Annotated in this window: 17 protein-coding genes; 11 read left to right on the forward strand and 6 right to left on the reverse strand. The window is 60.9% G+C overall.

Translation table 11 applies throughout. The annotated features are described in order from the left end of the window. Window positions 1–117 precede the first annotated feature (117 nt). Both ygfZ and K5Q02_RS22060 read left to right on the forward strand, forming a co-directional pair. Complete coding sequence (ygfZ, locus tag K5Q02_RS22055; protein ID WP_225834315.1) at window positions 118–1,059, forward strand: CAF17-like 4Fe-4S cluster assembly/insertion protein YgfZ; 942 nt, start codon at window positions 118–120, stop codon at window positions 1,057–1,059. A gap of 48 nt (window positions 1,060–1,107) precedes the next feature. Next, entirely contained in the window at window positions 1,108–1,944 is an 837-nt protein-coding gene (locus tag K5Q02_RS22060) for an HDOD domain-containing protein (RefSeq protein ID WP_225834316.1), read from the forward strand. Window positions 1,945–1,983: 39 nt separating this feature from the next. Here the strand turns inward: K5Q02_RS22060 and K5Q02_RS22065 are convergent, their stop codons facing one another. Both K5Q02_RS22065 and K5Q02_RS22070 read right to left on the reverse strand, forming a co-directional pair. Next, window positions 1,984–3,375, reverse strand: a complete 1,392-nt coding sequence (locus K5Q02_RS22065) for a sensor histidine kinase (protein WP_225834318.1) — start codon at window positions 3,373–3,375, stop codon at window positions 1,984–1,986. Beyond that, window positions 3,368–4,039, reverse strand: a complete 672-nt coding sequence (locus tag K5Q02_RS22070; RefSeq protein WP_225834320.1) for a response regulator — start codon at window positions 4,037–4,039, stop codon at window positions 3,368–3,370. Before K5Q02_RS22070 ends, K5Q02_RS22065 begins: the two co-directional genes overlap by 8 nt. Before the next feature lie 236 nt (window positions 4,040–4,275). On the opposite strand from K5Q02_RS22070, the gene K5Q02_RS22075 reads away from it, so the two are divergent. The 6 genes from K5Q02_RS22075 to K5Q02_RS22100 all read left to right on the forward strand — a co-directional run bounded on the left by K5Q02_RS22075 (window position 4,276) and on the right by K5Q02_RS22100 (window position 10,641). Then, entirely contained in the window at window positions 4,276–5,541 is a 1,266-nt protein-coding gene (locus K5Q02_RS22075; protein WP_225834322.1) for an OprD family porin, read from the forward strand. Window positions 5,542–5,570: 29 nt separating this feature from the next. Continuing rightward, entirely contained in the window at window positions 5,571–6,554 is a 984-nt protein-coding gene (locus K5Q02_RS22080) for a Bug family tripartite tricarboxylate transporter substrate binding protein (protein ID WP_225834323.1), read from the forward strand. 91 nt (window positions 6,555–6,645) lie between these two features. Continuing rightward, complete coding sequence (locus K5Q02_RS22085) at window positions 6,646–7,104, forward strand: tripartite tricarboxylate transporter TctB family protein (RefSeq protein WP_225834325.1); 459 nt, start codon at window positions 6,646–6,648, stop codon at window positions 7,102–7,104. A gap of 3 nt (window positions 7,105–7,107) precedes the next feature. After that, entirely contained in the window at window positions 7,108–8,622 is a 1,515-nt protein-coding gene (locus K5Q02_RS22090; protein ID WP_225834327.1) for a tripartite tricarboxylate transporter permease, read from the forward strand. Then, window positions 8,615–9,670 (forward strand): AbrB family transcriptional regulator, encoded by a 1,056-nt coding sequence (locus K5Q02_RS22095; RefSeq protein WP_225834329.1) that lies wholly within the window; start codon window positions 8,615–8,617, stop codon window positions 9,668–9,670. The genes K5Q02_RS22090 and K5Q02_RS22095 overlap by 8 nt, the downstream gene beginning before the upstream one ends. A 116-nt stretch (window positions 9,671–9,786) precedes the next feature. After that, window positions 9,787–10,641 carry a DUF6279 family lipoprotein gene (locus tag K5Q02_RS22100; RefSeq protein ID WP_225834331.1) on the forward strand — a complete coding sequence of 285 codons (855 nt, stop codon included), beginning with the start codon at window positions 9,787–9,789 and terminating at the stop codon, window positions 10,639–10,641. Here K5Q02_RS22100 and ung read toward each other — a convergent pair whose 3' ends face one another. Continuing rightward, window positions 10,642–11,340 carry a uracil-DNA glycosylase gene (gene ung / locus K5Q02_RS22105; protein WP_225834333.1) on the reverse strand — a complete coding sequence of 233 codons (699 nt, stop codon included), beginning with the start codon at window positions 11,338–11,340 and terminating at the stop codon, window positions 10,642–10,644. Window positions 11,341–11,533: 193 nt separating this feature from the next. Between ung and K5Q02_RS22110 the strand changes: the two genes are divergently transcribed. The 3 genes from K5Q02_RS22110 to K5Q02_RS22120 are packed head-to-tail and all read left to right on the forward strand — an operon-like array spanning window position 11,534 to window position 14,761. Next, the gene (locus K5Q02_RS22110) at window positions 11,534–12,781 is read left to right on the forward strand and encodes an ABC transporter substrate-binding protein (RefSeq protein ID WP_225834335.1); all 1,248 of its coding nucleotides are present in this window, start codon (window positions 11,534–11,536) and stop codon (window positions 12,779–12,781) included. A gap of 26 nt (window positions 12,782–12,807) precedes the next feature. Further along, entirely contained in the window at window positions 12,808–13,626 is an 819-nt protein-coding gene (locus K5Q02_RS22115) for an enoyl-CoA hydratase (RefSeq protein WP_225834337.1), read from the forward strand. Window positions 13,627–13,657: 31 nt separating this feature from the next. Beyond that, a complete protein-coding gene (locus K5Q02_RS22120; RefSeq protein WP_225834339.1) occupies window positions 13,658–14,761 on the forward strand; it encodes an enoyl-CoA hydratase/isomerase family protein in 1,104 nt (367 codons plus the stop codon). A 14-nt stretch (window positions 14,762–14,775) separates the two neighbouring features. Here the strand turns inward: K5Q02_RS22120 and K5Q02_RS22125 are convergent, their stop codons facing one another. Genes K5Q02_RS22125 through K5Q02_RS22135 form a run of 3 tightly spaced genes read right to left on the reverse strand, consistent with a single transcriptional unit; the run spans window position 14,776 to window position 19,675 of the window. Further along, on the reverse strand, window positions 14,776–16,080 hold the full coding sequence (locus tag K5Q02_RS22125; RefSeq protein ID WP_442963942.1) for an HlyD family type I secretion periplasmic adaptor subunit: 1,305 nt from the start codon (window positions 16,078–16,080) through the stop codon (window positions 14,776–14,778). A 58-nt stretch (window positions 16,081–16,138) separates the two neighbouring features. Further along, on the reverse strand, window positions 16,139–18,295 hold the full coding sequence (locus tag K5Q02_RS22130; protein ID WP_225834343.1) for a type I secretion system permease/ATPase: 2,157 nt from the start codon (window positions 18,293–18,295) through the stop codon (window positions 16,139–16,141). 33 nt (window positions 18,296–18,328) lie between these two features. Then, window positions 18,329–19,675, reverse strand: a complete 1,347-nt coding sequence (locus tag K5Q02_RS22135; protein WP_225834345.1) for a TolC family outer membrane protein — start codon at window positions 19,673–19,675, stop codon at window positions 18,329–18,331. Window positions 19,676–20,352 lie beyond the last annotated feature (677 nt).

Below are 20,352 nucleotides of genomic sequence, written 5' to 3' on the forward strand. Positions count from 1 at the left end.
AGCGTCAACACCTGGCATTAGCGATGCGTTGAGCCTGCTACGCGTTTGCCTGTAGCTTGCGGCTCGTCGCTGCTCTTATCATGGCAGCCTCATTCTCTGCCTGCGATTCCCTCGACCATGGCCGATAGCGCTTTCTTCTGCCCACTCACCCATGAAGGCATCCTCGCCGTGCGCGGCCCCGATGCCGGGAAATTCCTGCAGGGTCAGATCACCTGCAACATCAACTATCTGGGCGCCAGCGGCTCGAGCCTGGGCGCTCGCTGCACGCCAAAGGGGCGCATGCTCTCCAGTTTCCGCATCGTCAGCGTAGCCGAAGGTTTTTTGCTGGCCATGGATCGTGACTTGCTGGAAGCACAGCTCGCTGACCTGCAGAAATACGTGGTGTTCTCCAAAGCCAAGCTCGGCGATGAAAGCGAGGCCTGGGTTCGTTTCGGCCTGAGCGGTGGCGAAGGCGCGCTGCAGGTTCTGGGCCTGGAACTCGGCGCCGAAACTGACAGCGTCGCCACGACCGAGAGTCTGTTGGCCATCCGCCTGAGCGATGGCCGCGCAGAACTCTGGACGCCGGCCGGCCAGGCCGAAAGCATTCGCCTGCAACTGAGCGAGCAACTGCCCCAAGGAACGCTCAACGACTGGCTGTTGGCGCAGATCCGCGCCGGTATCGGCCAGGTGACCGGTGCAACCCGCGAGCTGTTCATCCCGCAGATGATCAACCTGCAGGCAGTCGGTGGCGTCAGCTTCAAGAAAGGCTGCTACACCGGCCAGGAAATCGTGGCCCGCATGCAATACCTGGGTAAGCTCAAGCGACGCCTCTATCGCCTGACCTCAGCCGCTGATCACGTTCCTCAACCCGGCACAGAACTGTTCTCGCCCGTACACCGCAGCGCGGTTGGCGAGGTTGTATTGGCCGCGCCCAGTGCCGGCGGCATGGAACTGCTGGCTGTGCTGCAGGAGGATGCTGCGAATGCTGGGCATGTTTTCCTCGGCACACCGGAGGGCCTGCCGCTCGACCTGCTCGACCTGCCGTACACGCTGGATAGCAACCGCGAAATCCAGCGCTGACGTACACTGCATTCTGTCTGCGACCACAACGCCATCAACGAGAATTTCATGAGCAAACTCGCCGAGAAAGTCCAGCTGGATCTGATCAGGGCCATCGACAATGATGAGCTGGTTCTGCCAACCCTTCCCGAGGTCGCCCTGAGAGTTCGCGAGGCCGCGGAAGACCCGAACATTGGCATCCCGGAACTGAGCAAGGTCATCGGCAATGACGCAGCGCTAACCGCGCGCATCATCAAGGTAGTGAATAGCCCGCTGCTGCGCACCAACCGGGAAATCACCGACCTGCAGATGGCGATCGGCCGCCTCGGCATCAACTACACCTGCAACCTGGCCACCGGCCTGGCAATGGAACAGATGTTCCAGGCCACCACCGACGTGGTCGACCGCAAGATGCGCGAAGTGTGGAACAAGAGCACCGAGATCGCCGGCATCTGCCACGTACTGAGCCGCCACTACACCCGCCTGATGCCGGATCAGGCAACCCTGGCCGGGCTGGTGCATCAGATTGGCGTGCTGCCGATCCTCACCTACGCCGAAGAGCACAGCGAGCTGCTGGCCGACTCGATCAGCCTCAACCATGTGATCGAGCAGATTCACCCGATCATCGGTGACAAGATCCTGCGCACCTGGGAGTTCCCGGAAATGATTGCCTGCGTGCCGAGCCAGCACCTGAACTTCAGCCGCGACAGCGCGAAGGTCGATTACGTCGATATTGTCCAGGTAGCCACCTTGCAAAGCCACATCGGCACACCGCACCCCTACACGCAACTCGACTGGAATCAGGTACCGGCGTTCGCCAAACTTGGCCTCAAGCCGGACACTGACCTACATGCGGACGAAGATCTTTCCGCCGCCATGGATGCCGCGATGACCATGCTGCAGTAACGGCCAAGGGGCGAGCCTCTGCTCGCCCCTGCTGGCTGGTCAATCCGCTTCGCTATGAAACGTCACTCGAACCAGTAAGCCCTGCGGGCTGGCCTGATGCAGGCTAATGTCGGCGCGGTGCGCACGACAGATCTCACCGACGATGGCCAAGCCGAGCCCTGCGCCCAGGCCCTGCACCTGACGCCGATAGAATCGCTCGAAGACCCGCTCCCGATCCTCTTCGGGAATGCCTGGACCGTCATCCTCAACCTCCAGTACGCCCGACTCCAACACGCGCAGAATCACATTGCCGCCAGCCTCGGTGTAGGCCATTGCATTGTCGACCAGGTTGCAGAGCAACTCGTTGAGCAGCGTCGGTTCGCCGCGAATCCACACCGGCTGCTCGGCTTCCAACGCCAGCGCAACACCGCGCGAATGCGCCAACGGCGCCAGTGCCATACCCAGCTCACGGGCCAGCTGGCTAAGATCCAGACGCAGCGCCCCACCCTCGGCGATTGCCCGAGCGCCACTTTCGATGCGCGCCAATGACAGCAACTGGTTAGCCAGATGCGTCAGGCGATCGGCGTTCAGCGCAGCGTCTTCCAGCGTCGCATGCCAGACCTCAGGCTTCCTGTCACGCAGGCCGAGCTCGACGCGGGCCTTGAGGGCCGCCAATGGCGTACGCAATTCGTGGGAAGCATCAGCAATGAACTGTGACTGGCGCTCGAACAACCCGCGCAGGCGGTCATTGAACTGGTTCAGCGCATTGACCAGAGGGCGCAGTTCCCGGGGCATGTCGCCGTCGGGCAACGGACGCAGATCGTCGCTGCTGCGCGCCGCCACCGTACGACGCAGGCTTTCCAGCGGACGCAGACCAGCGCTCACCGCGAGCCAAACCAACAGCAGCGCACTCATGGAGAGCAGTCCCATGCGCCATAGCGTGCCGAACAGCAGGTCGCGGGTCATGCGCTCACGGGCGCCTTGTGTCTCCGCTACGCGAATCTCGGCCACGCCGCTGTAACCTGGCTCGCTGACCGGCTGCAGAAAGCTCACCACACGCACGCCCTGGCCGCGATAGTCGCCGTCATAGAATTTGGCCAGGGCTGGATAATCATTGGTTCGCGGGGTATCTGGCGGTGCGGCAGGCAGGTCTTCGTAGCCCGACACCAGCTCCCCCTTAGGGCCCAGCACCTGATAATAGATACGCCCAGCGCTGTCGTAGGCGAAGGTATCAAGGGCGATGTAGGGCACGTTGGCGCTCAACATGCCTTCCACGGCATACAGGCCGTCGGAAATCGCCCGGGCGGAGGCCAGCAGGGTACGGTCATAAGCCGTATCTGCGGCGTGCCGAGCACTCCAGTAGGCGGTCAGGCTACTAACCAGCAGAATCACCGTAAACAGCAGGGCAAGCCGTCGGATCAATCGGCCACGCAGGCTGCCCGGCCTATCCACCCGAGGCTTCCAGCAGATAACCGAGACCACGGAAGGTGACGATGCGTACCGAACCGCCCTCGAGTTTCTTGCGCAGGCGGTGAACATAGATCTCGATGGAGTCAGCACTGGCGTCTTCATCCAGGCCAAATACCTGCGATGCCAACTGCTCCTTGCTCATGACCCGCCCAGGCCGGGAGATCATCGCCTCGAGCACGGCCTGCTCACGGGACGTCAGATTGAGGCTCTCTTCAAGCAACGTGAAACGCCGAGTATCCAGGTCGTAGACCAGATCACCGCAGCGCAGTTGCTGTTCACCGCCGAGCATACTGCGCCGCAGCAGGGCCTTGACCCGCGCCTCCAGTTCGCTCAACTCGAACGGCTTGGCCAGGTAATCGTCGGCCCCTAGATTGAGCCCGTGCACACGATCCTTGACCTCGCCGCGAGCGGTGAGCATCAGCACTGGCACGGTTTTACCTCGCGCCCGCAGGCGCGCTAGCACTTCGAAGCCGTCCATACGCGGCAGCCCCACGTCGAGGATCGCCAAGGCATATTCCTCGCTGCTCAACGCCAGATCCGCAGCCACGCCATCATGCAGAACATCCACTGTCCAACCGGCACTCTTGAGCGCCTGGGTAACGCTCGCCGCCAATTGCGGATGATCCTCGACCAGCAGAATTCGCACTGCAACCTCCACACCGAAACATGACTGACCGCCATGTGTGGCAAGAGTTTACCGCTCGCGCGCGAACTTGGCAGTTACGGCGTGCGATAGCGGCGGGTATGCAACAACTTTCAACATTGAAAGGTTGCTGAAAGGTTGCACTTCTAGGATCACCGCAGGGCCGGCTAGATCCGCCCATAGAACGACCTGCACAGTGGTGTGCGGTCGTGACAAAAATAACAATGGAGTTACCACGCATGCCGACTGCCCCGCGTCAGGCTATCTCGCCTCTGAGTCTGCTCAGCCTCGCTCTGCCAACCGCTCTGCTCGCCCCCATGGCTCATGCCGCCTTCATCGAAGACAGCTCTGCCAGCCTGACTACGACCAATATCTACCTGAACCGTGATTTCCGCGAAGGCACTGGCCAGAACAAGCGCGAAGAATGGGGTCAGGGTTTCCTGCTCGACCTGCGCTCAGGATTCACCGAAGGCACTGTCGGTTTTGGTGTCGACGCAATGGGCATGCTGGGCGTCAAACTGGACTCCGGCGGTGGCCGCACGGGCACCGACCTGCTTCCGGTTCAGGACGACGGCGGTACCCCGGATGAATTCTCCCGCCTGGGCCTGACAGCCAAGGCCAAGGTTTCCGAAACCGAGCTGCGCTATGGCTCGCACATTCCCGAGTTGCCCGTGGTCAAGGCCAGCGACAGCCGCCTGCTGCCGCAAGTGTTCGAAGGTGGCCTGCTCACCTCGTCCGAACTCGACGGCCTGACCTTCACCGGCGGGCGCCTGGACAAGGTCATCGACCGCGCCTCCACCAACTCTGAAGACATCGTGCTCAACGCCAAGAACGGGCGTTATGCCGGCAACATCACGGCTGATCACCTGGATCTGGCCGGTCTTGATTACACCTTTACCAAAGGTGTGACCGGGCGCTACTACTTCGCTGACCTGGACGATATCTATCGCCAGCATTTCTTCGGCCTGCAGACCAGCCACGCGCTGGGCGGCGGCACCCTGTCCTCCGATCTGCGTCTGACGCTGAGCGATGACAGCGGCGCAGCCAAGGCCGGCAAGATCGATAACCGTGCCCTTAACGGCCTGGTCAGTTACGCCATCAGCGGTCACAAGTTCGGCCTCGGCTATCAGGATATGAGCGGCGATACCGGTTTCGCCTACATTGATGGCAGCGATCCGTTCCTGGTCAACTTCGTACAGATCAACGACTTCGCCAACGCCAACGAGCGCTCCTGGCAGGCTCGTTACGACTTCGATTTCGCCAAGGTCGGCATTCCGGGCCTGAGCTTCATGACCCGCTACATCAGCGGTGACGATGCCAAGATCACTGGCAGTGACCAGACCGGCGGCGAATGGGAGCGCAACACCGAAATCAAGTACGTGGTGCAGAGCGGCGCCCTGAAAGACGTCTACGTACGCCTGCGCAATGCCAGCTTCCGCTCCGACTTCGCCCGTGATGCGGACGAAAATCGAATCATCGTCGGCTACACACTGCCGATTTGGTAACTCACAATAAAAATCCAGAGGGATCTTTCATGAAAACCGCGTTTACCCGTATAGCCCTTACGGCCGCCTGCATGGCCTTCGCCGGCCCCCTGCTTGCCGACGAACCTCGTCGCCCCGAGTGCATCGCCCCGGCAGCGCCCGGCGGTGGCTTCGACCTGACCTGCAAACTGGCGCAAAGCGCCCTGGTAGAAAGCAAGCTGCTGAAATCACCGATGCGCGTGACCTACATGCCTGGCGGCGTGGGTGCAGTGGCCTACAACGCAGTGGTCGCTCAGCGCCCTGCCGATGCCGGCACCATCACGGCCTTCTCCAGCGGTTCGCTGCTCAACCTGGCTCAAGGCAAGTTCGGCCGTTTCGACGAAAACGCCGTGAAGTGGCTGGCCGGTGTTGGCACCAGCTACGGCGCCCTGGCGGTACGCAAGGACTCGCCGTACAAAACCCTGGACGATCTGGTCAAGGCGCTCAAGGACAACCCGGGCAAGGTAGTGATTGGTTCCGGCGGCACCGTTGGCAGCCAGGACTGGATGCAGACCGCGCTGATCGCCCGCGCTGCCGGCATCGACCCACGAGAGCTGCGCTACGTGGCGATGGAAGGTGGTGGCGAGCTGGCCACTGCATTGCTCGGCGGCCATATCCAGGTTGCCAGTACCGACATCTCCGACTCCGTTCCGCACATCGAAAGCGGTGACATGCGCATTCTCGCGGTGTTCTCCGAAGAGCGTCTGCCAGGCAGCGTAGTGTCCAGCATCCCGACTGCCAAAGAGCAGGGCTTTGATGTGGTCTGGCCGGTAATCCGCGGCTTCTACCTCGGCCCAAAGGTCAGCGACGAAGCCTACACCTGGTGGAAGAACTCCTTCGACCAACTGCTGGCGTCCGAAGACTTCGCCAAGCTGCGTGAAGATCGCGAGCTCTATCCGTTCGCCATGACCGGTGAAGAACTGGACGGCTACGTGAAGAAGCAAGTCGCCCAGTACAAGGAACTGGCCCAGGAATTCGGCCTGATCCAGCAGTAACACTGCGACGCTAACCACACACGACTCTTGTCATCCTCTGGGCATTGCCCAGGGGGTGCTTTTGCCATTGTCAAAAAACGAGGACTTCCTCATGTCACAACGCATTTTCGGCGTGGTGCTGCTGCTCGCCTGCGTCGCGCTGGGCATCGTCGCCTGGGGCTATCACGCGCCGTTCTCTTACGAGCCGGTCGGCCCACGCGCCTACCCGCTGCTGCTGCTGATCCTCATGGGCCTGGGCGCCATCTATCTGCTGGTCAAGAAACCGTCCAGCAGCACCTCGCACAGCGATGAGCCTCCACTGGATAAGCACGTGATCCGCAAGGTGGTTGGCTGCGTGGTGATTCTCACCATCTACGCCGCGCTGTTCGAGCCGCTGGGCTTCGTGCCGGCCAGCCTGATCTTCGGCATCGCCATGGCCCGCCTGTATGAAGGTACCTGGTTCGCCAGTGTGGTTTCCGGTGTGGTGCTGGCGGTCGGCCTGTACCTGCTGTTCGACAAGATTCTTGATGTTCCCCTGCCACTGGGCATTCTGTCCTCTCTGGAGATCTGATCCGTGGATACTTTTAGCTACCTGGGTCAGGGCTTCGGCGTCGCCCTCAGCCCTTACAACCTGTTCACTGCCCTGTGCGGCACTCTGATCGGCACCGTCGTCGGTCTGCTGCCGGGCCTGGGCCCGATCAACGGCGTAGCGCTGCTGATCCCAATCGCCTTCGCCCTTGGCCTGCCACCGGAAACCGCGCTGATCCTGCTCGCGGCCGTGTACCTGGGCTGCGAATACGGCGGCCGTATTTCCTCGATCCTGCTGAACATCCCGGGCGAAGCCTCGGCTGTGATGACCACCCTCGACGGCTACCCGCTGGCACGTCAGGGCAAAGCGGGCGTGGCCCTGTCGATCTCCGCCTGGAGCTCGTTCGTTGGTGGCCTGATGGCAACCTGCGGCGTGGTGATCTTCGCCCCGCTGCTGGCCAAATGGGCGGTCGCTTTCGGCCCCGCCGAATATTTCGTGCTGATGGTGTTCGCCATCGTCTGCCTGGCTGGCATGGCCGGCAACAAACCGATGAAGACCGCGATTGCCGCCTGCATCGGCTTGTTCCTGTCCTGTGTCGGTATCGACTCCAACAGTGGCGTGTACCGCTTCACCTTCGGCAGCCTCGGCCTGGCCGACGGCATCCAGTTCGTGGTGCTGGTACTCGGCCTGTTCTCGGTCAGCGAGATTCTCGTGCTGCTCGAGCGCACGCACCATGGCCAGAAAGCCATCGAAGCCAAGGGCCGCATGTTGTTCAACATGAAAGAAGGCCTGTCGGTGCTGGCCACCAACCTGCGCAGCGGCGCCATTGGCTTCGGTCTGGGCATCCTGCCGGGCGCCGGTGCGACCCTGGCCAGTGCCGTGGCGTACATGAGCGAAAAACGCCTGGCCACCAAGGACAACAAGTTCGGTGAAGGTGACCTGCGTGGCCTGGCCGCGCCAGAAACCGCCAATAGCGCCTCGGCGTGCGGCTCCATGGTGCCGATGCTGACCCTCGGCGTGCCCGGTTCCGGCACCACCGCGGTAATGCTCGGCGCCCTGACGCTGTACAACATTACCCCTGGCCCACTGCTGTTCCGCGACCAACCAGACATTGTCTGGGGCCTGATCGCCTCGCTGTTCGTCGCCAACATCATGCTGATCGTGATGAACGTGCCGATGATCAAGATCTTCACCAAGATCCTCGCCGTGCCTTACTGGGCACTGGTGCCGGCCATCGCCATCATTACCTCGATCGGCGTTTACGCGGTACACGCCACCGCGTTCGACCTTTACCTGATGATCGGTATCGGTGTGGCCGGTTACATCCTGCGCAAGATGGACTTTCCGCTGTCGGCGATCCTGCTCGGCTTCATCCTCGGCGGTTTGATGGAGCAGAACCTGCGTCGTGCGCTGTCGATCTCCAACGGCGAGCTGGGCATTCTGTTCGCCAGCCCGATCACCTGGGGCGTATGGACACTGATCGTGGCGATGATCGCCCTGCCCTTCTACCGCAGCTGGCGTAAACGCAGTCAGCGCAAGGCCGGTGCGGCCAATGCCTGATAGCGTCGCCCCTCGCGACCCCCCGAAGCACCTGCGCAACTGGTGGCCCACGCCACTGGTTGGCGCACTCGGTGGTTACCTGGCCAGCCTTATCGGCTGGCCTTTGCCTTGGGTCATCGGTTCGTTGCTGGCCGTCATCGCCTTGCGCTGTAGCGGTGTGCTCAGTCGGGAAATGCCCGGCGGGCGGCAAGTGGGTCAATGGTTGATCGCGGCAGGCATCGGCCTGCACTTCACCAGCGAGGTGCTGGAACAGGTGCTGGGCAATCTGGCGATCATCATCGTCGGCGTGCTCGCCACCTTGGTTCTAAGCGTCATCGGCATCGTCGGGCTACGCCGCTCGGGTAGTGACCGTGCCACGGCGTTCTTTGCCAGCATGCCGGGTGGAGCCAGTGAAATGGTCAACTTGTCGCTGCGCTATGGTGCGCAACCGGCACGCATCGCCGCGGCCCATAGCCTGCGGCTGCTGATGGTGATCCTACTGATTCCGGCCCTGTTCACCTGGGGCCTGCCCAGCGTGGAGCCACCACCGGCAGTAACGGTGGACTGGTTCTGGCTGGCTATTTTGCTCCCGGCCGGCGCCCTGCTTGCCGTGATCTGGGGGCGACTGGGGCAACCCAACCCGTGGATGCTCGGCCCGCTGACGCTGTGCGCTGCTGCCAGCGTGGCATTCGACCTGCATATCGGCATACCAGAGTGGCTTGGCCAAGTCGGCCAATGGTTGATCGGCTGCGCTCTGGGCTGCCACTTCGACCGGGCCTTCTTTCGCAGTGCGCCGGGCTTTCTGGCTCGCGTAGTGGTGTTTACCTTGCTGGCCATGGCCGGCGCCGCATTGCTCGGCACCGGTTTTGGATGGCTGGCCGGTATCGAGCCCGTGTCGCTGATGCTCGGCATGATGCCCGGCGGCATTACCGAACTGTGCCTGACCGCCGAAGCGCTGCATCTCTCGGTGGCGCTGGTCACGGCGCTGCAGGCATTGCGTCTATTCATGGTGATGTTTCTGGCGGAACCCTTGTTTCGCTTGTGGATGCGGCGATTCCCCCTTCCCTGAAACAGCAGAGCCCGGTGAATACCGGGCTTTTTTTAGCGAAATATGTCAGACCACCCACTGTCCACATCGCTGAAGTACTCTCATCTCCCGGAGTACGCATGTGGAGGCGTTCATACATGTCTGGTTATCTAAAAGGCCTGTCCCTGCTGCTATCGCTCGGCTTGCTGGTAAGCGCCTGCAGCCAGACGAGCCTGGCCTATCGCAATCTCGACTGGGTGATTCCATGGCGGGTAAATCAGTACCTGGATCTCGACTCACAGCAAAAAGCCTGGTTCAAGCCGCGCTTGCAAGCGCACCTCGACTGGCATTGCAGCACCGAGCTGCCACGTTACGTGGACTGGCTGCAACGCACCCAGGAGCTGGTACAGGAACCGGCACCCGATGCCGGGCGACTGGAAGCGCAGATGCTCGACGCCGAGCAGGCATTCCACGCCATCGTGCAAGAGACCAATACCACTGCGGTTTCGTTGCTCCGTGACCTACGCCCAGAGCAGGTCGAGCGCCTCTATGCACGCATGGACAAGGACAACCTCGAAGACCGCGAGGAGTTTCTCGAACCGCCTCTGGAAACCCAGATCAGCGAACGTGCCGAGCGCCTGGAGAAACGCCTGACGCCCTGGTTCGGAAAACTGAATGACGTACAGCGCGCGCGAATTGGCGCCTGGGCCAGCGAGCGCCGCGACCAGAATCGCCAGTGGCTGGAGAATCGCGCCCGTTGGCAGACCGAGTTTCGTGCGGTGCTGGACGCACGCGATGAAGCGGACTTCCCGGAACGCATGACCCAGGTACTGGAGAACCGCCGCGGCGCCCACGACGAGCAGGCAAAGCGGGCCTACGAAGAATCACGCCAGGCCATGGCGGCACTGCTCAGTGATCTGCTGGCCGCCGCCGATGACAAACAACGCACTCAGGCGGCCAAGCGCTTCGCGTCCATACAGAGCGATCTGGCAGGCCAGATCTGTACTGGCTGATCAGCCCTGGGCAGCTGGCAGCCGCCAGTCGATAGGTGCCTGGCCGTGCTGCTCGAGGAACTTGTTGGTGCGGCTGAAGTGACCGTTACCGATAAAGCCGCGGTGCGCGGACAGCGGTGACGGATGCGGCGAACGCAGTACCAGATGCTTGCTGGTATCGATCAGCCGCTCCTTGCTCTGCGCATGCGCCCCCCACAACAGGAACACCAGACGCGGACGCTGCTCACTGACCACCGAAATGATCCGGTCGGTGAATGGCTGCCAGCCCTTGGCGGCGTGAGAGCCCGCATTGGCGCGCTCCACGGTCAGCGATGTGTTGAGCAGCAGCACGCCCTGCTCGGCCCAGGATTGCAGATAACCATGGCTGGGAATGTCGATGTTCAGGTCGCGCTTGAGTTCTTTGTAGATGTTCACCAGCGACGGCGGCGTGGCCACGCCCGGCTGCACCGAGAAGCACAGGCCATGCGCCTGGCCTGGGCCGTGATAGGGATCCTGACCGATGATCACCACCTTGACCTGATCCAGGGGGGTGGAGTCGAGCGCATTGAAAATCAGCGGGCCCGGCGGATAGATCTCTTTGCCAGCAGCCTTTTCCTGACGCAAAAAATCGCCCAACGCACTCATGTAGGGCTTGTCGAACTCATCATAAAGCGCCTGTTTCCAGCCGGCTTCCAGTTTGACCTTATCTGCGGCGGACATGCCTGCTCCCGGGTAAATCAATGGAATCGGCACGCTAGAGAAGCGCACAGATCAAGTCAAGGCTGGCAATCCGCAGGGCCTGGGTAAAACAATCGATAGAAGCCGATTCTTATACCAAAAGCGAATCACACATCCGACGGAGAAAAGCGTAAAACGGAGCGGCCAACTCAACAATAAAAACAAGGAACGCATCATGAGACGATTGCTCGCCTTTCTCGCCCTGTGCGTCGGATTCAATGCCTGCGTGCAGGCCGCCGACCCCATCACACTCGGCCTCAACTACCCACGTACCGGGAGCTACAAAGAGGAAGGCCTTGCGCAGATGCGTGGCGCCTTGCTGGCCATCGACGAGCTCAACGCTGGAGGTGGCGTATTGGGTCGAAGCCTGCGCCTGTCCAGCCTGGACGACGCGTCCCGACCGGAGAAGGCCGAGCGCAATGTCGACAAACTGGCCAAGGAAGGTGCGTCGATGCTCTTCGGCGGAGCCTCCAGTGCAGTGGCCATTGCCGCAGGCAAGCGAGCGGCGCAGCACGGGCTGCTGTACTTCGGCACCCTCACCTACTCCAACGACACCACCGGCAAAGACGGGCACCGCTACATGTTCCGCGAGTGCAACAACGCCTGGATGAGCGCCCAGGTACTGGGGCAGTACTTGAACAAACAGCTACCCGACAAACGCTACTTTTATGTCACCGCCGATTACACCTGGGGTAATACCACCGAGAGTTCTCTGCGGCAGACCACCAAGACCGAGGACTCAGCCAAGCACCCTGGTCTCAAGGTGCCCTTTCCCGGCGCCAACCTGGGCGATTACCAGAACGCACTGACCCAGGCAGCTGCCAGCAATGCCGAGGTACTGGCGCTAGTATTGTTTGGAGAGGATCTAGTACGAGCGATGCGCATCGCCAAGGATCTCGGCCTCACCTCACGCATGCAGATCGTCGCTCCCAACCTCACGCAGAGCATCGTCGAACAGGCCGGGCCCGGTTTGATGGAAGGCGTGGTCGGCACCGAGCCATGGACATGGCGCGTCCCGGAGCTGGAAAATTCGGCCCCCGGCAAAGCCTTCGTCAAAGCCTACAGCGAACGCTACGCCATGTATCCGTCCAGCTCTGCTGCCTCGGCCTACAGCATCGTCCAGCAATGGGCAGATGCCGCCAAGCGCGCAGGTAGCCTGGACAGCGAAGCCCTGATCAAGGCATTGGAAGGCCATAGCTATGTGCTGCTCAAGGATCGCCAGCAATGGCGCAGCTTCGACCACCAGAACGTGCAGACAGTGTATGCCGTGAAAGTGAAACACCGCTCCGAGGTGCTCAAGGATCCGCTCAAGCAGGACTATTTCGACATCGTCGAACGCCTGGACGGCGGTAGCGGCTTGCCCGATCTGGCCACCTGGCAGACCGAGCGCCGCAACGCAGGCCAGCCATTGACGCTAAAGTAAGTAGCAGGCACTGAAGAGGACGCCCCATGAGTACGGCAATCGAACCTTACAAGCCCGGTATCTTCGATCTGACCCACACGCTCACCGTGGAGAAGCATGGCCACACGGCCCTGCTGACCCTCAACAACCCGCCAGCCAACACCTGGGATCGCGAATCGCTGATCGGCCTCAAACAGCTGATCGAACACCTGGATCGTGATGACGATATCTATGCCCTGGTGATCACCGGCCAGGGCAGCAAGTTCTTTTCCGCCGGTGCGGATCTGAAACTGTTCGCCGACGGTGACAAGGCCCGCGCTCGCGAAATGGCCAGTCGTTTCGGCGAAGCCTTCGAGCGACTTCGCGATTTTCGCGGCGTGTCGATTGCCGCAATCAATGGTTACGCCATGGGCGGCGGCCTGGAGTGCGCGCTGGCCTGCGACATTCGCATCGCCGAGCGACAGGCACTGATGGCACTGCCTGAGGCCAGCGTCGGGCTACTGCCCTGCGCGGGCGGTACCCAGAATCTGCCTTGGCTGGTGGGCGAAGGCTGGGCCAAGCGGATGATTCTGTGTGGCGAACGGGTAGATGCGCAGACCGCACTGCGCATCGGTCTGGTCGAACAGGTGGTGGACGAAGGCGAGGCTCGCGGCCACGCCCTACTGCTGGCGTCCAAGGTAGCCAGCCAGAGCCCGGTGGCAGTGCGTGCCATCAAACCACTGATCCAGGGTGCTCGCGAACGCGCGCCCAACACCTGGCTACCTGCCGAGCGCGAGCGCTTCGTCGACCTGTTCGATGCCGCTGACACCCGCGAAGGGGTCAACGCCTTCCTGGAGAAGCGCCCGGCGCAGTGGCGCAACACCTGATGTTTATTGGCAACAGCCTCTGGAAATCGACATGAATGTCACCTTTGAAGAACGCTCCAGCCTGCATGGTTATCTGATAGGGATCGCCAGCCTGGACGCTCCCAACAGCCTCAACGCCTTGTCGCTGCCGATGATCGACGCCCTGCAGGATCGCCTGCAGGCCTGGGCCGATGACCCACGCATCGCCTGCGTACTGCTGCGCGGCAATGGCAGCAAAGCCTTCTGTGCCGGGGGAGATGTAGTGCAACTGGCCAAGCGCTGCCTGGCCAGCCCTGGCGAAGTACCGGAACTGGCACAACGTTTCTTCGCCCATGAATACCGCCTCGACCATTACCTGCACACCTACTGCAAACCTCTGATCTGCTGGGCGCACGGTCACGTACTGGGCGGCGGCATGGGGCTGTTGCAGGGCGCAAGCATTCGCATCGTCACGCCGAGTAGCCGCCTGGCCATGCCCGAGGTCAGCATCGGCCTGTTCCCGGATGTCGGTGCCAGCCATTTCCTGTCCCGGCTACCCGGCAAGCTCGGCCTGTTCTTCGGTCTGACGGCCAGCCCGATGAACGCCCACGATGCTCTCGACCTGAATCTGGCCGATCGCTTCATGCTCGATACCCAGCAGGACGCGTTGATCGACGGGTTGATTCAACTGAACTGGCGTGAGCAGCCGGATCTGCAGCTGCATAGCCTGCTCAAGGCACTGGAACAACAGGCACGTAGCGAGCTGCCAGCGGCCCAGTGGCTACCACGCAGGGAGCGTATCGACAGGCTACTCGACCAGTCCAATCTGCCCCTCAGCTGGAAGGCGATAGCGGCTCTGGAGAATGACGACGATGCCCTGCTGGCAAAAGCCGCCAGAACCCTGCTAGGAGGATGCCCGCTGACGGGCCATCTGGTGTGGGAGCAAATCCGGCGAACACGGCACCTGTCTCTGGCTCAGGTCTTTCAAATGGAATACGGCATGAGCCTGAACTGCTGCCGACTTCCGGAATTCGCTGAAGGCGTGCGGGCCAGGCTGATCGACAAGGATCACGCACCCAGCTGGCACTGGCCCGATGTAAGTAGCGTGCCAGCGCAGGTGGTCGAGTCGCATTTCACCACGCTCGACGGTGAACACCCACTGACTCACCTCGGCTAGGATCTGTTGCCGTTTCAGCGCTCGCGTAAAGCTTCCGCGCGGGCGCGGATGATCGGCTTGAGCAGATAGCTGAGCACGCTCTTCTTGCCAGTGATGATATCCACCGATGTGACCATGCCGGGAATGATCAGCAAAGGGCGCTCTTCGGTGCCGAGGTGGCTTTTCTCGGTACGCAGCTTGATCAGGTAGAAGCTGTTGCCTTCCTCGTCGGTCACGGTATCCGCGCCAATCTGCTCCAGCTTGGCCTTCAGGCCACCGTAGATGGTGTAGTCATAAGCGGTGAACTTGACCACCGCTTCCTGACCCGGATGCAGGAAAGCGATGTCCTGCGGACGGATGCGTGCCTCCACCAGCAGGGTGTCATCGATCGGCACGATCTCGACCATATCGCTGCCTGGCTGGATTACACCGCCAATGGTGTTGACCAGGAGTTGCTTGACGATACCGCGTACGGGCGACGTCACCAGAGTGCGGTTAACCCGGTCTTCGAGCGCCTTGCCGGTAGACTGGATCTTGCTCAGGTCGGTGCGCGCCTCATTTAATTGAGTCAACGCCTCGCTGCGGAAGCGACCACGGGTTTCATCGATCTTACGCTCCACTTCCTTGATTGCCGCTTCCGCACGGGGGATAGCCAGGCCAGTGGCATCCAACTGACCACGGCTCTCGACTTCCGCACGCTTTAGCCTCAGGACTTCCACCGGCGATACCGCACCTTCTGCCACCAGCGGCTCGGACATGCGAATTTCCTGACGCAGCAGCTCCAGACTGTTGCGGAACTGGCCTTGCTTGGAGGCGAACTCACGGACTTCCTGGCGACGCTGGGTCAACTGCTCCTGCAAGCCGGCCACTTCATCCAACAACTGTTGCTGGCGACTGATGAACAACTGCCTTTCGCTCTGTGCCAGGCCTGGCGCCTTTTCGGCGATGTCGTCCGGGATCGCCAATTCGCGCCCTTCGACTTCTGCACTCAGGCGCTCGACACGCATGGCCAGCGACAGACGGTCAGCCTCGGTTTCCCCGACGTTCGAGGCAAATCGCGTGTCGTCGAGACGCAACAGCGGCGTGCCCGCTTCGACCACCTGGCCTTCATGAACGAACAGTTCGGAAACGATACCGCCCTCGAGGTTCTGGATCTTCTGTATCCGTGAGGATGGAATGGCCTTGCCATCACCACGGGTAACCTCGTCGACCTCAGCGAAGTTTGCCCACAACAGACAGAACACTACGAAGGCGATGATGCCCCAGAGAGTGAGGCGCATGACCCGAGGCGCATCCTCGATGAGCGCCTTGCGAACTTCCGGCAGCGGCTCGTCACCCAATTCGTCGCGAGGGCCAAAGTAAGAAGAAACGCCGCGGAAAAAACGCTTTAAAGAGTCCCTAACTGACACTGATCTGCCCCTTCTTCAACGCCTCCATGACGCTCTCTTTCGGGCCATCGGCGATGATGCGGCCACGGTCGACGATGACCAGACGCTCGACCAGGGTAAGCATCGAGGCGCGGTGGGTTACCAGCAGCAAGGTCTTGTTCTTGCTGATCGCAGAAAGGCGCTGCTTGAGGCGCTCCTCACCGGTGTTGTCCATGGCACTAGTGGGTTCATCGAGAAGCAGAATTGGCGGATCGAGCAACAATGCCCGAGCCAGCGCGACGTTTTGGCGCTGGCCACCGGAGAGGTTCTGACCGCGTTCGCCCACCTGCAATTCGTAACCATTGGGGTGCAGCCGTGCGAATTCGTGGACACCAGCAAGCTCGGCCGCCTGCAGCACCAGCTCATCCTCGGCGTAACGTGCACCGGATACCAGATTGTCCCGCAGCGTACCGGCGAACAGCTGAATATCCTGAGGTACGTAGCCGATGTTGTAGCGAACGTCGCTGACATCCAGCTGGCGTACATCGATACCGTCGACCAGCAAGCTGCCGGCATCGGCCTGGTAGAGGCCGACGATCAGCTTGGCCAGCGAGCTCTTGCCCGAGCCGCTACGACCGATGATGCCGACCTTTTCACCAGGACGAATCATCAGATTGATGCCCTGCAGCGCGGCCTGCTGTTGATCGGGGTAATGGAAATCCAGCTGACGGAATTCGATCCCACCCTGCAGCGTCTGGCGCTTGAGCGGGCGCTCATCGGCCTGGCGTTCCTGGGGCAGCTCCATCATGTGATTGACGGATTCAAGGGTCACGCGGGCCTGCTGATAACGGATCAGCAAACCGGACACCTGCGCCAAGGGGCCTAAAGCGCGCGAGCTAAGCATGTAACAGGCAATCAGCCCGCCCATGCTCAGGTTACCGGCGATGATTTGGTACACGCCGAGCACGATGACTACCACACCCGCCAGTTGCTGCAGCAACAACGTCGAGTTCATCGCCAGGCTAGACAGCATGCGTGCCTTCAGCTCGAAACGGCCGAGGGTGCCGATGGTCTGCTCCCACATGTACTGACGTTCGCTTTCGGCATTGTTGACCTTTACCGCATCGAGGCCGGCCAGGCTTTCAATAAGCCCGGACTGGCGCTCGGCAGCCAACGCCATGCTGCGTTCCATGGTTTGTGCCAGAGGCCTTTGCAGGGCCCAGCCAATCAGGGCGACCAGCGGGAACGCCAAGATCGGAATCCACACCAGATGCCCGCCGAGATAGGCGATTACGGCAAGAATCAGGACGGTGAACGGCAGGTCGATAACGCTGGCCAGCGTCAGCGAGGCGAGGAAATCACGCAGGCTCTGAAATTCGTGGATGTTCTGGGCGAAGCTGCCGACCCGCGCCGGTCGATGCTTCATTGCCATGCCGATGATCCGCTCGAACAGAGTGGCCGAGACGATCATGTCGGTCTTCTTGCCCGCCAGATCCAGACACAGGCCTCGCAGTGTCTTGAGCAGCAGATCGAAGATGAATACCCCGCAGATACCAACGGCCAGCACCCACAGGGTCGCTTCCGCCTGGTTCGGCACCACGCGATCGTAGACGTTCATCACGAACAAGGGAGTGACCAGACCGATCAGGTTGATCAACAGACTGGCAGCGACCGCATCGATATACAGCCAGCGCGATCGCATAAGCGTGTCACGGAACCAGGAACCCGCCCGGGGAATCAGCTCGCCACGGGCGAAGTCGAATTTGTGCTGGGGCTGGGCGAAAAACACACGCCCGCTGTAGTCCTCAGCCAGGGTCTCAACGCTGACCCGAACCTCGCCCCCTTCGGTCTCGCTGGGCATGATTCGCGCTTGGCCATCGGCCTCCCAGCCCAGCAACAAGGCACTGCGACCATCGCGCAACAGCAACAGCGCGGGCATCGCCAGCTCAGGGATCTTTTGCAGGCTGCGACGCAACCAACGCCCCTGCAGCCCGGCGCGAGCCGCTGCACGCGGCAACAATTCGGCACTCAGGCGCTGCTTGGGAAGGGGCAGTCCAGCGGTGAGCATGGCCCTGCTGACGGACTTCTGATGAAGACTGCACAGGGACAGCAGACTATCCAGCAAGGGATCGTCGTAACGATCCCGAGGATCGTTACGCGGCTGGGACGGATCAGGTTCTACTGCCACTGCACAATTACCCTTTACCTGAAAAACCTGACTCTAGTTCAACTTGGGCAGTTGCACATCGGCCTTGATGATATCCAGCGGTACCGATGCGACTGGCGCCGCGATGCCCTGGCTCTTGAGCAAAGTGCCCGTGGTTGCCTTGATTCGGTAGTGGGTGAACAGCTCGGTGAAGCGCACTTCTTCCAGGCGACGAGCGGCAGTGAAGTACTCGTTCTCACTGTCCAGCAGATCGAGCAAAGTACGCTCGCCCAGGCCGAACTGCTTCTGGTAGGAATCACGCACGCGGGAGCTATGATCGACGTACTGCTGGGCGATAGGCAACTGCGCGCGGGCATTTTGCAAAGCGTTCCAGGCAAGGCCAACTTCTTCATTGAGCACCCGCAGTGCGTTATTGCGGATATCCATTGCCTGGTTGCTCAGGTAAGCCTTGGAGCGCACGTTGGCGCTGTCACTACCACCGGCATACAGGTTGTAGCGCATGCGTACCATCGCTTGCCATTCATTGCTCTGCCCCTCAACGCCATCGACGTTGTGGTTCGCACCGGTCGACAGCTCCGCATCAAAACGTGGGTAGTACGACGACTTGGCAGTCTGGTACTGCGCCTCGGTTGCCTTAACATCAGCCTCGGCAGAACTGATATTGGGGTTATTGGCCATCAATTCGTCACGGGCAGCAGTCAGGCTTTCAGGCAGATAGACGCCCATGCTGTCAGGCATACTCAAGTCGGCAGCTTCGCGCCCCACAACACTGAAGTAGGTGACCTGAGCATCGGCCAGGTTGGTCTGTTCGGTAAGCAGGTTGTTGCGCGCTTGCGCAAGACGAGCTTCTGCCTGATCCAGGTCAGCCATGCGCCCTACACCGCGCTCACTGCGCAACGAAATCTGGTCGTAAATTCGCTCGTGGCTGCGCAGATTCTCTTCTGCGAGGCGCATCAGATCCTGACGCTGGAGTACCTCGAGATAGACCTGGGCCACTTCCAACGCGGTACGCTCGGAATTCGCCAGCAGCGCATAGGCACGAGCATTAACCGTCGCACGCTGACGAGCCACTTCACCTCGGGTAGCGAACCCGTCGAACAGCATCTGCTGCACAGTGAGGCTGGACTCCGAGCGGTTAAGCGTGCGGTAGCCGCGATCATCGACACCGCGCGTACTATTGTTGTCAGTACCTTCGCGACCATAGCCAGCTTGCACATCAATCCTTGGCAGGTAACCAGCCTTGGCAACCTTCATTTCCTCTTCGACCGCCATCCGGGCGTTGATACCCGACTGGATTTCAGGATGCACGTTAAGTGCATTCTGCATGGCCTCGGTGAGCGTCTGCGCCTGAGCAGAAACGGAAATCGCGAGGGCAAGAGGAAGAATGGCAATGAAACGCATGATCTGTAAATTCCCTATAAAAGCCGACAGCTTGTCGGTAAATATCAAGTCGCTGCATGACCAGCCGACAGCCTATCATTGCCGCTTGGTTTACAGTGATTCACGGCGCGTCAAAAATCTGAAAATATCAAAGTGACATCACCGTGTGCGATTGTTTATGATCAGACCCGAAGGGTCAATAGTCTGGCGAAATTGATTCAACTATAAATACCCGCCAATTATATGACGATCCGTTTTTTGCAATATCCGCTATAACCGGTATAGACGTATTTCACAGGATTACCTCGCGCATGCGCGCATGGAGCTGTTTATGAGTAATTTCGCCGCTGTCATCAAATCGTTGATCGGTCAGGTATTCGTCATGTCGGTTGACGGGTTCAGACGCCAGGTCTTCGAAGGCGACCGCGTATTCGCGGGTGAGCAAATCACCACTGCAGACGGCGGCTCCGTTACTCTGGAACTGGCAGACGGCGAAGTCGTCACGCTGGGCGCGAATAGCTCCTGGCAAGCGGGTAATCCTGAAGCGCAGGACGTTGCCGATGGTGCAAACCAGACAGCGAGCAGCGAGCTCGAACAGGCATTGGCTGCTGGCTTCGACCCGACGACAGATTTGGAACCGACCGCAGCGGGCCCTGGCGCAGGCGGCGGCGGTGGCAGCGCTGGTGGTGGCCATAGCG

Source organism: Pseudomonas sp. MM211 (genome assembly GCF_020386635.1).
Classification (GTDB): Bacteria; Pseudomonadota; Gammaproteobacteria; order Pseudomonadales; family Pseudomonadaceae; genus Aquipseudomonas.

What these genes read in the sequence shown, in the direction of transcription:
- ygfZ (WP_225834315.1), top strand. Translation starts at nt 118, where the DNA reads ATGGCCGATAGCGCTTTCTTCTGCCCACTCACCCATGAAGGCATCCTC.
- ung (WP_225834333.1), bottom strand. Translation starts at nt 11,340, where the DNA reads ATGTCCGCCGCAGATAAGGTCAAACTGGAAGCCGGCTGGAAACAGGCG.
- K5Q02_RS22100 (WP_225834331.1), top strand. Translation starts at nt 9,787, where the DNA reads ATGTCTGGTTATCTAAAAGGCCTGTCCCTGCTGCTATCGCTCGGCTTG.
- K5Q02_RS22115 (WP_225834337.1), top strand. Translation starts at nt 12,808, where the DNA reads ATGAGTACGGCAATCGAACCTTACAAGCCCGGTATCTTCGATCTGACC.
- K5Q02_RS22060 (WP_225834316.1), top strand. Translation starts at nt 1,108, where the DNA reads ATGAGCAAACTCGCCGAGAAAGTCCAGCTGGATCTGATCAGGGCCATC.
- K5Q02_RS22135 (WP_225834345.1), bottom strand. Translation starts at nt 19,675, where the DNA reads ATGCGTTTCATTGCCATTCTTCCTCTTGCCCTCGCGATTTCCGTTTCT.
- K5Q02_RS22075 (WP_225834322.1), top strand. Translation starts at nt 4,276, where the DNA reads ATGCCGACTGCCCCGCGTCAGGCTATCTCGCCTCTGAGTCTGCTCAGC.
- K5Q02_RS22120 (WP_225834339.1), top strand. Translation starts at nt 13,658, where the DNA reads ATGAATGTCACCTTTGAAGAACGCTCCAGCCTGCATGGTTATCTGATA.
- K5Q02_RS22110 (WP_225834335.1), top strand. Translation starts at nt 11,534, where the DNA reads ATGAGACGATTGCTCGCCTTTCTCGCCCTGTGCGTCGGATTCAATGCC.
- K5Q02_RS22085 (WP_225834325.1), top strand. Translation starts at nt 6,646, where the DNA reads ATGTCACAACGCATTTTCGGCGTGGTGCTGCTGCTCGCCTGCGTCGCG.
- K5Q02_RS22095 (WP_225834329.1), top strand. Translation starts at nt 8,615, where the DNA reads ATGCCTGATAGCGTCGCCCCTCGCGACCCCCCGAAGCACCTGCGCAAC.
- K5Q02_RS22080 (WP_225834323.1), top strand. Translation starts at nt 5,571, where the DNA reads ATGAAAACCGCGTTTACCCGTATAGCCCTTACGGCCGCCTGCATGGCC.